Annotated in this window: 15 protein-coding genes; all 15 read left to right on the top strand. The window is 59.4% G+C overall.

Annotated features, from left to right (window positions below; all coding sequences use genetic code 11):
- Positions 1-14 precede the first annotated feature (14 nt).
- Entirely contained in the window at positions 15-1031 is a 1017-nt protein-coding gene (locus HU742_RS18125; RefSeq protein WP_186643064.1) for a hypothetical protein, read from the top strand.
- Positions 1032-1042: 11 nt separating this feature from the next.
- Positions 1043-2323, top strand: a complete 1281-nt coding sequence (locus tag HU742_RS18120) for a P22 phage major capsid protein family protein (protein WP_186643065.1) — start codon at positions 1043-1045, stop codon at positions 2321-2323.
- A gap of 54 nt (positions 2324-2377) precedes the next feature.
- Positions 2378-2857, top strand: coding sequence for a hypothetical protein (locus HU742_RS18115; RefSeq protein ID WP_186643066.1), 480 nt, complete (start codon positions 2378-2380; stop codon positions 2855-2857).
- A complete protein-coding gene (locus tag HU742_RS18110; protein WP_186643067.1) occupies positions 2858-3601 on the top strand; it encodes a packaged DNA stabilization gp4 family protein in 744 nt (247 codons plus the stop codon). It abuts the gene before it with no gap.
- Between the two features lie 9 nt (positions 3602-3610).
- The gene (locus tag HU742_RS18105) at positions 3611-5023 is read left to right on the top strand and encodes a packaged DNA stabilization protein (RefSeq protein WP_186643068.1); all 1413 of its coding nucleotides are present in this window, start codon (positions 3611-3613) and stop codon (positions 5021-5023) included.
- A gap of 43 nt (positions 5024-5066) precedes the next feature.
- Positions 5067-5258 (top strand): hypothetical protein, encoded by a 192-nt coding sequence (locus HU742_RS18100; RefSeq protein ID WP_186643069.1) that lies wholly within the window; start codon positions 5067-5069, stop codon positions 5256-5258.
- On the top strand, positions 5255-5590 hold the full coding sequence (locus HU742_RS18095) for a hypothetical protein (protein ID WP_186643070.1): 336 nt from the start codon (positions 5255-5257) through the stop codon (positions 5588-5590). The genes HU742_RS18100 and HU742_RS18095 overlap by 4 nt, the downstream gene beginning before the upstream one ends.
- Positions 5590-6372 (top strand): tail fiber domain-containing protein, encoded by a 783-nt coding sequence (locus tag HU742_RS18090; protein ID WP_186643071.1) that lies wholly within the window; start codon positions 5590-5592, stop codon positions 6370-6372. Before HU742_RS18095 ends, HU742_RS18090 begins: the two co-directional genes overlap by 1 nt.
- Positions 6362-7045, top strand: coding sequence for a hypothetical protein (locus tag HU742_RS18085; RefSeq protein WP_186643072.1), 684 nt, complete (start codon positions 6362-6364; stop codon positions 7043-7045). Before HU742_RS18090 ends, HU742_RS18085 begins: the two co-directional genes overlap by 11 nt.
- Positions 7046-7049: 4 nt before the next feature.
- Positions 7050-8330: a hypothetical protein gene (locus HU742_RS18080; RefSeq protein ID WP_186643073.1), complete on the top strand. Its 1281-nt coding sequence runs from the start codon at positions 7050-7052 to the stop codon at positions 8328-8330.
- On the top strand, positions 8330-10441 hold the full coding sequence (locus tag HU742_RS18075; RefSeq protein ID WP_186643074.1) for a P22-gp16 family phage DNA ejection protein: 2112 nt from the start codon (positions 8330-8332) through the stop codon (positions 10439-10441). Before HU742_RS18080 ends, HU742_RS18075 begins: the two co-directional genes overlap by 1 nt.
- A gap of 63 nt (positions 10442-10504) precedes the next feature.
- Positions 10505-11065, top strand: coding sequence for a phage tailspike protein (locus HU742_RS18070; protein WP_186643075.1), 561 nt, complete (start codon positions 10505-10507; stop codon positions 11063-11065).
- Entirely contained in the window at positions 11065-12474 is a 1410-nt protein-coding gene (locus tag HU742_RS18065) for a hyaluronate lyase N-terminal domain-containing protein (RefSeq protein ID WP_186643076.1), read from the top strand. The genes HU742_RS18070 and HU742_RS18065 overlap by 1 nt, the downstream gene beginning before the upstream one ends.
- A gap of 2 nt (positions 12475-12476) precedes the next feature.
- Positions 12477-12641, top strand: coding sequence for a hypothetical protein (locus HU742_RS18060; RefSeq protein ID WP_186643077.1), 165 nt, complete (start codon positions 12477-12479; stop codon positions 12639-12641).
- A gap of 193 nt (positions 12642-12834) precedes the next feature.
- A complete protein-coding gene (locus HU742_RS18055) occupies positions 12835-13788 on the top strand; it encodes a hypothetical protein (RefSeq protein WP_186643078.1) in 954 nt (317 codons plus the stop codon).
- Positions 13789-13976 lie beyond the last annotated feature (188 nt).

Below are 13976 nucleotides of genomic sequence, written 5' to 3'. Positions count from 1 at the left end.
CAAGCGAGTAGAAAATGGACCAATCCCTGGAAGAGTTACGGGCAGAAAACGCAGCAGCACAGACGGCAGCAGCCGAGGATCCGCAAACCGGAGCGACTGACGTTGATGATGTGGCGGCCACCGGCCAAGAAGACGATCAAGATCATGCGGATGATCAAGACGGTGACGAAAGCCAAGCGGCAGAGCCTGAGGCATGGATGAAGGGCGACGACCAGGAGTCGCATGGTGCAGAGAAGAAGTTCACCGACAAGGACATTGGGGCGGCAAAGGCCGGCCTCCGTGCCAAGTTGGAGAAACAGCACCAGTCGGAGCTGGACACCCTGAAGCAGCAACTGGAAGAGCTGCGCAGCAAGAACGTAGCACCGCAACCCTCGGCGCGCCCGAAGCGTGAGGACTTCTACGAGCATGACGACCCGGACGACGCTTATACCGAAGCCCTGGCCGACTGGAAGTTGAAAGACACCCTCGCCAAACAGCACGCCGAGACCCAGGGCTACGAACAGCAGCGCAAGCAACTGGAAGCGCAGCAGAAGATCAGCACCAACGTAGATCAGCACTACGAGCGGGCCGCGCGCCTGGCAGCAGCAAGCGGGATCAGTCCCGAGCTGTACCAGTCCGCCGATTATCGCGTTCGAAGCGCCGTCGAGGGTGTTTTCCCTGGCGGAGGTGGCGAAGTCGTCACGAACGCGCTGATCGCAAGCCTGGGCGAAGGCTCGGAGAAGGTGTTCTACCACCTCGGGGTAAGCCCGAAGCGCCTTGCTGAACTGACCTCCAAGCTTGCCGAAGACCCGAGCGGCATTCAGGCCTCCATCTATTTGGGGCGCCTGTCTGCCGAGCTGACTGCACCAGCACGCAAAACAAGCAATGCACCGGCACCGGCTACCACGGTGAAAGGGGACGCGAGCACGACCGACGCAGGCAAAGCCCTGCACCGCAAGTACCTCGAAGCCCATAAGCGTGGCGACAACCAGGCCGCGTTCAACATCCGGCGCGAAGCGAAACAATCGAATATCAACGTCAACTCTTGGTAAGGAATTAAACGATGGCTACTTTAACCGCAGGCAAGATCGCCGAGGTCATGTTCGAACAGGCTCTGGATACCTACGAGCCGCAGGACATGCTCCTCCCAACCACCAGTTTCCTTGAGCCCGACGCGGGCGATATGCAGAACTCGGGCAACATCATCTGGCGCCCAGTCCAGCAGCACGCTCCGATCATCGACGGCTGGGATCTGACCGGCCTGGAAACCGGCATCATCGAGGAGACCTACCCGGCCGTCCTCGGCACCCCAACCAACGACCTGGTAAGCCAGCGCGCGGACGACATGCGCGACATGCGTTTCTGGCAGAAGCGCGGCGCTGAAGCTGGCCGTCAACAGGCCACCAACCTGAACAAGCAGATCGCTTCGGCCATCGCCACTCAGGGCTCCATGTTCTACCGCTCCAACGCCGCCAGTGGCTACGACGTCATCGCTGAAGCTCAGGCGCTGATGAACGAGCGTCAGGGTGCCAAGACCGACCGCTACTTCCTGCTCAACGACCGCGACAACCTGAAGTTCGGCAAGGACTTGGCCGCACGCCAGACCGTCCAGGGTCGCCCTGAAACCACCTGGGCCACCGGCCAGATCGGGCAGAACATCGCCGAGTTCGACGTCTACACCGCGTCCTTCTTGCCGAACCTGATCGGCGGCGCTGACCCGGCCACCACCGTGACCGCCAACCAATCCTTCGCACCGACCGCTGGCACCGTCGACCCAGTGCTGAAGACCGTGACCAACGTGGACTACCGCACCGCGACCATTCCGGTTACGGCGTCGGCAGGCTACAACGTCGGCGACAAGGTGACTTTCGCCAACGCAGCAGTAACCGTGAAGGCTGTCGGCCTGGCTGACAAGTCCAACACCGGTGTGGCGATGACCTTCACCATCGTGGGCAAGCCTTCGGGCACGTCCATCACGGTGTTCCCGAAGCCAATCGCCCTGGATGACCCAGCGCTGAGCACGCTGGAAAAAGCGTATGCAAACATCGATACGCGCATCCTGAACACCGCCACCGTCAACCGCCTGAACATCGACGCGTCGAAGAAGACCAACCTCTTCTACGACAAGGATGCGGTCGAAGTCCTGGGCGGCACCATCCCGGCGAACCTGTTCCAATCGTTCGACGGCCTCAAGGTCATCAACCAGACCATGAAGAACGGTCTCAAGATGTACATGATCTACGACGCCAACATGATCAACATGCAGTTCCGTTACCGCTTGTTCACCTGGTGGGGCGTCACCATCAAGGACCCGTCGCGCTGCGGTGTTGCCGTCACCTTCTAAAACGATGAGCAATTTTGGGGCCGAAAGGCCCCTTTCTTTTTGAGGAATAAAAAAATGGCTTGCATCCTTTATCGAGAAGGCCGCGGCACCGTCGAGCACGGCATCGAATGCGAATCCACCGTATGCGACGTTCACAGCCTGGACTCCATGCTGGCTAGCGGCTGGCAGTTGAACCCGCCAGGCTATGAGCCGCCGGAGCCGGTCGCAATGGAAGAGAGCGAAGTCGACAGCGGCAGCGCCGAAGGACTTGGCAATTCCCTGCAGCCTGAAGTCGATCGCCTGACTGGCGAGGTCGAGCAGTTGAGCGGGCTTCTGGAGATTCAGGGCGAAATCGAAAAGAACCTGAACGCCACCATCGAGCACCTGAAATCCATGCTTACTGAGCACGGCATTGATTACGCCGCTGAGCCCGATCAGGAAGCCGAAGAAGACACTTCGAACCTGAACCCCGTGCGTCTGGCAGCCAAGGAAGCCGGCATCGAAGGCTGGGACACCAAGCGCATCGCAACCCTGGAAAAGGCGTTGGAGTCGTAAATGAATCAGCTCAAGGTCGACAGAATCACTGCGGCTTACTCAAAGCTGCGGATCTCCGGGCTTACGGTAATCCCAAACCCTTCAGACCTTGAGCTGGCCCTGGGCGAGCTTGAGAACATGATGGCCGAGTTCGCATCGCGCGGTATCGAGATAGGCTACAACTTCGAGGAGACGCCGGATCCAAACAGCGATCTGAACGTCACGCAAGAATTCTGGAACATGATCTCCACCAACCTGGCCACGCGCCTGGCGGCGGACTTCGGCAAGGACGCATCGGCTCTGCTCATGGCTCAGGCCGTGCAGTCCCTATCCCAGGCCTCAGGCGTCTGTGCACGCAATCGCATCCGCCAAGTCGCATACCCATCCCGCCAGCCGGTTGGCAGCGGGAACCGTCTGTGTGCCCGCTGGCAGCGCTTCTATTCCGACATGCCAAGGCTTCCTCCTAACGCGCCAGGCACGCTCTACATCATGCAGGGCGAAACCAACGACTACGAGGAGTCCTTTGCCGCGTACCTGAGCACAGACGAGTACATCGAGACGATCGAGGTCAAGTGCGACAGCGGCCTGATGGTGGTCTCCAGTTCGTTCCTGGATGGCGTGGTGAAGTATCGGCTGAATGCTCCGATCGAGCTGACCGCCGGCGCCTGGCAGCAAGTCAAGATCATGGTAACGACAACGGAAAGCCGCGTAGACATCCGCATTATTAACTTCGAGGTCGCGCCATCCGTGGCCGTCGGCAATTAAGGGGGTCCCATGCCATCGCAAAAGATCCCGATTACGCTGATCAAGGGCGACAAGATCAGCGACCAGACCGACTATCTGGACGTGCTCCCCGAGAACATGTACGCGGTGCCTAAGCCGATCATGGGCGCTGCCGGCTTCATGATGCAGCACTCTGGCTTGACCGAGTACGGGACGGGCTCAGGCCCTGACCGTGGCGGCGTGTGGAATGAGCGCTTGCAGCAGCATTTCCGGGTGTCCTACACCCAGTTCATGATCGTGAACGAGGATGGAACGAATCAGCGATTCGGCAATATCCCCGGGTCTGAGCAGGTGTCTATGCCTTACTCGTTCAACACCCAGGCGGTGATCGGCGGTGGAGCGTTCTGGCTTTACGATCCGGTGAACGGCTTCCGCCAGATACTGGACCCGGATATCAAGACGCCAATCGATGGCACCTGGATTGACGGCTACTACTTCCTGACCGACGGGCAATATCTCTATCACACCACGCTGGTGGACGAATCGGTCTTTGATCCGCTGGCGTTCGCCACGGCCGAGTTCTCGCCTGACCCTACGCTGGGCGTGGGCAAGACGGCCGACGACAAAGTGATCGTGTTCGGGCGTTACACCACTGAGTTTTTCGCCAACGTCGCCACCACGAACTTCGCGTTCAGTCGGATTCAGGCTCGAGCGCTGAAGATCGGCATCGTGGCCACGCATGCAAAGTGCGAGCTGAAGCAGTCCTGGTACTTCGTCGGCAGCCGAAAGGAGTCCGACCTTGGCGTTCATGTGCTGGGCGTGGGATCGAGCCAACAGATCAGCACCCGGGCCATTGACCGCATCCTGGCCCAGTACACCGAGCCACAACTCTCCGATCTGTCCATGGAGGCAGTCGAGGTTGACGGGCTGGCATTTATCTACATCCACCTGCCGAATGAAACGCTTCTGTTCAACGAGACGGCGGCGTCCAGTTCGGGTATCGACAATGCCTGGTCGATCCTCAAGCGCGGCACCGGCTCGCTGCCGTGGCGCGGCATCAATGGCGTGTTCGACCCGCGCCTGGGCAAGTGGGTATTCGGCGACAAGATTGACTTGCGCCTGGGGGTTTTGGACCCGGTGTCGGTTGACCAGTACGGCGAGATGTCCGAGTGGGTGCTTTACACCCCCTTCCTGTACCTGGAAGGCCTCTCGGTTGACAGCCTGAACATCGACATCATGCCGGGGCACTCAGTAAGCGATGACGCCACGCTGTTCGTGTCCATGACCTATGACGGCGTGACCTACGGGAAAGAGACCACAGCGCTTTACGGCTCTCCGGGCAACTACAACCAGCGGTACATCGTGTATCGGATGGGTTATGTCAGGAACTGGGTCGGCTTCAAGCTGCGCGGCGCATCCCGCGCCAAGATGTCATTCGGACGGGGGTATATCGAAGTTGGCTAACGACGATCTTTCACTGGGGCTATCGGCCTCGGAAGTCATGAGCATGACAGGCTGGCCTGAGGCTATGGCCAACGACTACGTGTCGCGCACCTCCGACTACATGCTGACCGGCCTAGGCAGCCCCGAGGGCGTCGTGCCGTCCAACCGCACGCGGCAATTCTGGTCGACCGATGACCAGAAGCTGTACATCAACTCGGCGATTGGATCTCGCACCGGCTGGGTGCTGGTCGTATGACCTTCAGGCCCGCCTTTCTCTGCGAGGAAATGGGCGGTCTGTACTGGGAGCCCAAGTATCAGGTGTGGCGATGGAGCAAGGGCCGCGTCTATGCGTCAGTGACGCGCGAGGACGATGCGGTGTTCGCCCACTTTTCCGCCGACAAGGAAGCCGTTCGGCACATGAAAGAAGCAATAAACGACTTCTGCGACCTGGCTTTCGAGCTTCTGCCATGGTGCTCGATGGTCATGGGCTGCATCAGGCGCGACAGCGTGGTTCGGCTTGTGAAGAAATGCGGGTTCGTCCATGTGATTGACCACAAAGACCTGAAAATTTATGCGAGGTACAGATAATGGGTGGTTCATCCGATAGCGGTGCAGAAGACGCGGCAGAAGTTCAGGCCCAGGCCCAGCGCGAAGCCCTCAACTACCTGAAGCAGACCGAACGACTGCCCCAGGCCCTGCGCGAAGGCGCGCTGACCGGCCTTGGTTCGGAATATGGCCTGACGCTTGGAGCTGACGGCAAGTTTGCTTCCGATGGCAAGAGCATCATCCAGCGCGCCGAGGACAGTCCTTTCTATCAGACCATGGTGCAGCGGGGCGAAGAGGGGGTTCTGCGCAATGCTTCGGCGACCGGCGGCCTTCGCTCTGGCAACACCAACGAGGCCCTGGCCTCCGTCAATCAGAACGCCTTGATGGCCTCCTATGCCAACCAGCTTTCCGGCCTCCAGGGCATGGCCCAGCTCCCATCCAACGCCAACAACATCGCCAGCTCCATGGCTGGAATCGGACAGACGACCGCGCAGGGCATGACAGCGCAGGCCAATTTCGGCGCCCAGCAAGGCCAGAACAACTTCAATAACGCCATGGGCGCCGGCGCGCTGGCCATGCAGGGCTATGAAACGTTCTCCGATGAGCGCCTTAAGGATGAAGTGGTGCTGCTCGGGCAGCGCAACGGACACAACGTCTACAGGTGGGCATGGAACGCCGCTGCCGCCGCGCTCGGTCTCGTTGGCCGCTCTGCTGGCGTCATCGCCCAGGAAGTCGAGAAGACGCACCCGCACGCAGTCTCGGAGCGCCGCGGATACAAGTGCGTCAACTACGACATGATCGGAGTAGAAGCCCATGGCCTATGAATACACGCCACTGACGGCGCAGAACGCCCAGCGCCAGCAGGATCAGTACCGGCCATTCCAGAGCCGCCAGGTTCCGAACGCTGGCGGTTCGGCTTCAAACCCAAACGCCATGCAACTGGCCAAGGCCATGAAAGGCCTGGGCGTCATCTATAAGAGCATCAACGGCGCCAATGCGGCAAGCGGCGCGGCTTCGGCTGGTGGTACCGGTTATGGCCTGGGTAATTCGTTGGTGGCGGGTGAGGCGGGGAGCGCGACCTACGCCGGCGGCTCTGCTGCTGGTGGTGCTGGATCTGGCGCGGTTGCTGGCGGCACACAGGCCGGGTCCGCTGGATCGGCTGGCTCAGGCGGCTTGGGCCAAGGGCTGGGGTATGCCGGCATGGCGAAGGACGCCTATGGCGTGTTCCAGGGCATGCAAACACCGCAAGGCCAAGAAGGCCGAGACGAGGGGACCATGATGGGCTCCGCAGCGGCGGCAGGCACGGGCGCGGCTCAAGGGTTCTCGGCTGGCGGCCCAGTCGGCGCCATCGTCGGCGCAGCGTTGGGGAACGAAAGCTACCAGTGGCAGCACGGTAACCGGGCAATGATGACCTCGCCGAAAGGCATTCTTCAAAGCGAATTGACAGGCGGGTTGGCCGCGCGCGACGTAGGTCGCTGGACTGGACTCTGGACTTAACACCATGGCTATGAACCCATTTGCTGTAGATGCCGGAAACGACCTCTCCCCCGGCCTGTCCGGACTCAGCGCCACGCTGGCAAACGTCCGCCAGGGTCGAGTCGTTGAGGCTGAGCGCCAGCGCCAGATCGCCGCCGAAGAGGCGCAGAAGGAACGCATGGCCGCCGCTACCTCCGCTGCTCAGCAGGCCTTCAAGAACGGCGACCCTGAAGAGATGGCGCAGGTCTCGCTGCAGTATCCTGAGATTGGAGACAACCTGCGCAAAACCATTGGCTTGGACGATGAGCGCAAGAACAAGGAGGCTGGCGAGTTCGCCCGCCGACTGCTGACGGCTACGCCCGAGCAGCGCGCCTCTATCTATGAGGAGCGAATCAACTCGTTGCAGGAGCAGGGGCGCGACCCTTCGAATACTCTTCGCTCCTATCAGGATTACCAGAAGAACCCGAACGGCGAGCTTCAGGCCATGGAAACCGTGTGGGCCGCCGTCGATCCGAAGGGCTACACAGTCATCGCCAACGAGCACAAAGCCAAGCAGCGTGCAGCACTTGAACAGCAGAAGATGGAGCGCGAAGACATGCGCTTTGAGCGTGCCGAGGCTGGCCGCAATCAGCGCGCAGCGGCCCGGGCCGCTCGCGAAGGCGCCGGCGGAATGACCAAGCCCACCGCCGGAATGCAGGACTACCAGTTCTACCAGCAACTCAAGCGCGACAACCCGGAAGGGGCGCTGGAGTTCGGCCGTCAGCGCGGGTTCGTCAGCAAGGAAGGTCAGGAGCTTTCTGTGAACATGCAGAAGCGCCTGTCCGACGCCGGCGACCAGGCGCTGCAATCCGAAGGCAATGCCGCGCGCTACGGCGAGCTGGCCAGCCAGGTCGATCAATCGAATATCCGCGGCGGCTTGCTGGGCAACTGGCAGGAAACGCTCAAGGAGACGACCGGTGACCAAGATGCTGTATCCAACCTGCGCCAGCGTTTCAACGCCATCAAGGCATCCCAGGTAGTCAGCAACCTTCCACCAGGTGCCGCATCCGACATGGACATCAAGCTGGCCCTGTCTGGATTCCCGACCGACAAGGCGAACAAACAGCAGATTTCCGGATTCCTTCGTGGCCTGGCCAAGCTTGAACAGCGCTCGGCCGAGTACAACAACTTCAAATCCGACTGGATCACCGACAACGGCAGCGAGCGCGGCATGCTCCAGGCGTGGAAGGAGCAAACCAAAGGGGGTGCCAAGGCCAAGGCTGCGCCAGCGGCAGCGTCGTCTGATGGCTGGGAGATCGTTGAATAATGGCCACTCAAGAGTACAAAGTGAAGTCGCCAGACGGCCAGGTCATCACCCTGCGCGGGCCGGCCGGAGCAAGCCAGGAGCAAGTCATTGCCCAGGCCAAGAAGCTCTATGCTCAACGGCAGGCCCCAGCGCCGGAGGCTGCTTCAGCGCCAGAAGGCCAAGCCATGATGCCGGAAGCGTCTGCAGATTCGGCGCCTCCTCCCGCGGATGTAGAGCCAGAAGCGTCGGCAGCGCCAGAGGAACCCGGGCTGCTCGACTCAATCGGCAACATGATCACTGGCAACGACAGGCAGTCACGGGCGACCCAGGAGCTGCCAGAGCTGCAAAACTCCGGACTGCTGGCTGGCCTGGATATCCCCGCGGGTAAAGCCGCTGCTGTCACCGCCGCCCTGGTCACGATGACCGACCCGCAAGAGATTGCCCAAACTCTGAAGGCGCTATCGCCAGAGATAGGAATCCAGCAGGACGAAAAAGGCAACCTGATCGCGGCCAACAACGCAACGGGCGCCCGGGCGATGATCAACAAGCCGGGCTTCACCGGCATGGATGCGTTGCAGGCCACCGGCATCGGCGCTGCGTTCGCTCCCACAGGGCGCGCGGCATCGGCAATCGGCGGTGGTGCGCTCAAGCAGGCCGCAGTACTCGGAGGCACATCAGCTGCAACCCAGGCCCTGATCGAAGGCGGACAGGCGGCGGCTGGCGGAAACTTCGACCAGAACGAGGTGGCGCTTTCGGGTGCGACCGGTGCTGCACTGCCCCTGGCCATGGGCGCCGGCGGCGCGGTGATGGACGCAGCCAAGCGCGGCGTTCAAGTGTTGCGCGGCGCGCCGGCGGCACAATCGGAGATCGTTCAGGCCGCAAAAGCAGCCAAGATCCCGTTGATGACCAGCGATGTCGCGCCGCCGGGTACGTTCATAGGCAAATCAGCGCAGGCTGTCGGTGAGCGTATCCCGCTTGCAGGTACCGGCGGTTTGCGGGCCACGCAGCAGGAAGCGCGCCAGCGCGCAATCCAGGAGCTTGGCGACCGATACCCCACGCCTAAGCCTGACCAGGTAATAGAAGGCCTGAAAGCTCAGAAGTCCAAAGTCATGCAGGCCGCCGGCAAACGTTATGAGGAGCTGCTGCCGATGGTCGACAGTCTCGGCCCCGCGCCTTATCCGAAGACTGTTCAGGCGATCGATGACGCCATCTCAGAGCTTTCCAAGCCTGGCGTTGTGTCGAGCAAGGAGGCGGTCCAGGAACTCCAGCAGTTCAAAGACACGCTTGGAGCAGCAAACCAGACATACAGCACGCTCAAGGAGAACCGCACAGCTCTGCGTGAGGTGGTTAGCTCCTACGACAACCAGGGCCGCAGCCAGCTACCGACTCGCGCGAAGGCTCTCATGAACCGGGTCTACTCGGCGCTGAGCGGCGACATGGAAGAGGCCGCCACCGCGGCGCTTAGTCCTCGGGATTTGGCCCGACTGAAGTCTGCGGACTCGATCTACCGCGGCCAGGCCGAAAAGATGACCAGGACCAGGCTCAAAACTGTGCTCGACAAAGGCGATTTGACGCCGGAAGTGGCGGAAAACCTTCTGTTCAGCAACAAGCGCAGCGAAGTGAAAAGCCTGTACGAATCGCTCGACAGCAGCGGTCGCGATGCGGCCCGGGCGACTGTCATCCAGCGAGCACTGACAAAGGCCGGCGGCCTGGATAACCCATCGCCCGAGAAATTCATCGCCGAGCTTCGGCGCATGGAGTCGCAGACGGGGATTCTGTTCAAGGGTGAGCAACGCAAGCAGCTGGAAGGGTTGAAGTTGGTTCTTGCGGCCACCAAGCGGGCGGGGGAAGCGGGCGTTCAAACGGCCACAGGGCAGCAGCTTTATGCGCCGCTTGGCGCTGCGGCGGCGGGGTCATTGATTGGTGACTTCGGTGCAACCTTGGCCGCTGGCGCCTCGGTCGGCGCGATGGCGCGCGCCTATGAAAGCCCAGTGGTCCGCAACGCGATGATCAGGATCGGCTCTGCGCCGAAGTCTGAAGCGTCGAAGCGCCTGGCGCTGCAGCTCGCTCGGCAACTGAACGCCGGTGCTCAATCAGCACGCGCTCAAGAAATTGAAGAACCGCAACGGTAAGAAAAACTGAAACAGCTAGATGAATCATAAATCACCTCAAATCAAACCAAGATGGTGGAGAGCATGGCAGACACCAATGAAGTAAAGCCACCGTATACCTACTATGCGGACCCAACAAGAGGGCGCCCGGTGTTCAACGGGTTCATCTATGTAGGCGATCCGGACACTGACCCGGAGATCCCGAGCAATCGGCTTGTGGTCCGCGCCGTGCAGGAGTCCGGTGCAACCGTGGCTATCGCGCAGCCAATTCGAACCGGTGCTGGCGGCGTGCCAATGCTCAACGGCTCGCCAGTTCAGCTGGTTGTCGATGGCGAATATTCAATCAAGATCCTTGATTCGGCTGGAGCCCAGGTCTATTACGCGCCTAGCCTGGTTGGAGGTGTTCGTCCCACGACCATCGTGCGGACCCAGGCCATACCGCTGACCTTCACGCTGCCGAACCGGTTCATCAACAAGAACCTCTTCGATCCCAATATCCAGGCCATCGACTATTACAATGCCAATCCGACGGTTATGGACTTCGGTCTGCTCGGAGTCGCGCCATTTAACTTTGAAAATATTCCTGCCAGTCGGTTTGACCTGGCAGACGAAAGCACCGCGACCATTGACCTAGGGGTATTGTAATGTCCACTCAAATGCAACTGCGCGGCGGGACCACCGCCGAAAATCTGTTGTTCACCGGCGCCCAGCGCGAAGTTACCGTGGACACTGACAAGAACACCCTAGTGGTGCATGACGGGGTTACGCCAGGCGGCTTTACCCTGGCGTCAGAGGGGCAGGTGGCCGACAGCACATATTTCTACGTGGATGACACGGCTGGCGGCTCAGCGGCGAACGCCTACATCCTTGTTCCGCAGGCCAATACTAACCAGCCAAACTCGTATATGAACGGAATCGTTCTCGGGTTTACCACTGGGAATGTCAACACCGGGGCATCAACAGCAAATTTTCAAGGGCTCGGTGTCAAAAACATAAAGTACCGTGACGGAACCGACCCGGCTGCAGGCGATATCTTTGGTCGGATCACAGTTATTTATGATGAGACAGCCGACTGGCTTGAATTGCAGCGCAAGCCGGGCACTCCGCTGTCGCAAGTCCGCTCAATCCTAGGCTCTGTGTCTGGTAATGCGCTGACTGTCACGCTGACTCCTACAACGGTTGATTTCAGATCTCCAACCGGATCAAACGGCGCAGTGAATAGCAGGACTCTGACCGCCAACACGTCGCTTATCGTGCCTGCTGGCGCAACACTGGGGACAGTGAGCGGCGTTCTGAGTACGATTGTAATCGTGGCGATCGACAACGGTGGCGCGGTCGAATTGGCTGTTATCAATCAGGCGGGCGGCGTTACGCTGGATGAAACTGCGCTGATCAACACCACGGCGATCTCTGCCGGAGCAACATCGGCCACTACGTTCTATTCGCAGAACGCGCGCGTGGGCGTCCCCTATCGAGTAGTTGGCATGGTCCAGTCCACGCAGGCGGCTGCCGGCACTTGGTCGGCGACCCCGACAAAAGTCCAAGGGCAAGGCGGGCAGGCGATCTTCGATCAAAAGAACCGCCTCTTCATGAGCGCCGTGCAGAACACAACATCGGGGACTGCAATTGATTTCACTGGTATTCCTTCTGGCGTAAACAGGATGTCTATCAACTTCAGCAGCCTTTCAACGAGCGGAACAAACACTGTCACGTTTCAGCTTGGGGCCGGCTCCGTAGATTCGGCTGGGTATGTTGGGGTCACGACGATCACGCAGCACAGTACGCTGCCCGGGGTTGTTCAATATACAACTGGAATCACCTGTGACAACGCTACTGCCGCAACATCGGTCATGCACGGCTCAATAATCTTCACAAGGATTTCGGCGAATACATGGACGATAAGCGGCACCGCTGCGCTTTCTAACACGGGGCGCGGGTTCATTTTCAGCGGAGCCAAAGCGTTATCCGGAACCCTGGATCGAATTCGCATTACGACGGCCGGCGGCACGGATACATTCGATGGCGGTACAGCCAGCATCAATTGGGAGCTTTGAGAATGAAATTGTTCAGAGTTGAAGTGAACGTTATGACCGGGAGTCGAGCGGAGATCGAGCAGAGAGCATACCGCTTGGGCGATTCGGTTATTGTGCTGGACGCCGATGAAATTCATCCTGACGGATATGCCGAATTTGATCCGAATGCAGAGGATGAATCTCAGTAATCTACGTGATATTTGGCAAAAAATAGCCGGGGGAGGCTACCCGGCTTTTCTATTCTATGGTTGGTATGTGTAGCGAATCCGGTGACACCGCTGCACTCCATCGCTTGTCGCTGATAAAAAAGGCGACCCCGCGCAACTCCATGTTGGTGTCGATGAGTAACCAGTGCTTTTTGGCGCTAGGGACAGCCTGGCCATGGGCGCCATCGGGTTAAGTATGTATCATTGGCGTATAGCCTTTCAGATGGAAAATAATATGATTAGCTCGTTTCATCGTTATATTTATCACGCCTTTAGTTCATTAGTATTTGTCGCGGCTGGTATGCTTTTTTCAACGCCATCATTCGCGGCAGATTCCACTGCGTTAACGCGCCTTCAAGTAGGCGAAATTCTGGTAACGGCACCAGCTATTCGAGACGCTTTCATAGTTTCACGAATGGTTCGCGGGCTTACTGACAACCACGGATATTCAGATAAAACCGTCATTGACGAGGTGACGGACTATGGCGGTTACGGCTCTTTCGACTCCACCGTCGAGTTGCGCGGGAATAATCAGCAAAACCACCTCTTCACTTTTCAGGATCGCGCCAAGTACAGCGGTAGCAATGCCCTTCTAAATATGGCCGGATTCCTATCCAGGACCGTGCACGCCGGAACAGGAGAGGTACGGTTCCGCGCAGCAGTGGATATTGCCGATATCCAGATAACCAATGGCGGGAAGGTCGGTCAAAACATTGGCCTATACATTCGAGACCTGCGTGCAGGAAGCAACAATTCAGCGATCACCCTGGCTCAATCGACCGGCCATTCGATCTATTCGTCTGGTGCAGCCCCGAGCTATCACCGATCTAATATGGTGTTTGGCGTTGGTAATGGCCCGGTCATGCTCGAGGATCAGCGGCAAGTTGATGCACCACGCGACCTTTCCGAGGCGGAACGCTTTGTAGCCAAGCAGCTCAAGGGCATGATCAAGGCTTCGCGCAGCAAGACCACTGGCAAGATCGGGCTGGGCATTCCACTTGCTGACATCCGTTCGGCGTTCGCCGCGCAGGGCCTGAATGCGGATGACTACTCGATAGTTGAGAAGACGGCGCAGGGTCCGGGCGTTCGCTATGAGCAGTTACTTGCCTTCGTGCTGTCTTCGATTTGATAGGTCAACAGCTCGGAATGCATTTGGTGGAGACACGTTGAATGATTGGATTGTGTTCGGTCGGCAGGACGCCGGAGGAGGGGATTCGATCTCGTACCAGTTTCTGTACCAACTGATGTTCCCTTGAGGGACTCTGCGGGGCCTCAGAAGGCGCTGAAACCCCTTGTCTAGCGCCTTCAGAATACTCC

This window comes from Pseudomonas marvdashtae (genome assembly GCF_014268655.2).
Taxonomy (GTDB): Bacteria; Pseudomonadota; Gammaproteobacteria; order Pseudomonadales; family Pseudomonadaceae; genus Aquipseudomonas; species Aquipseudomonas marvdashtae.
Note: the sequence above shows the minus strand (reverse complement) of the source record. Positions and strands in the feature narration are given on the sequence as shown.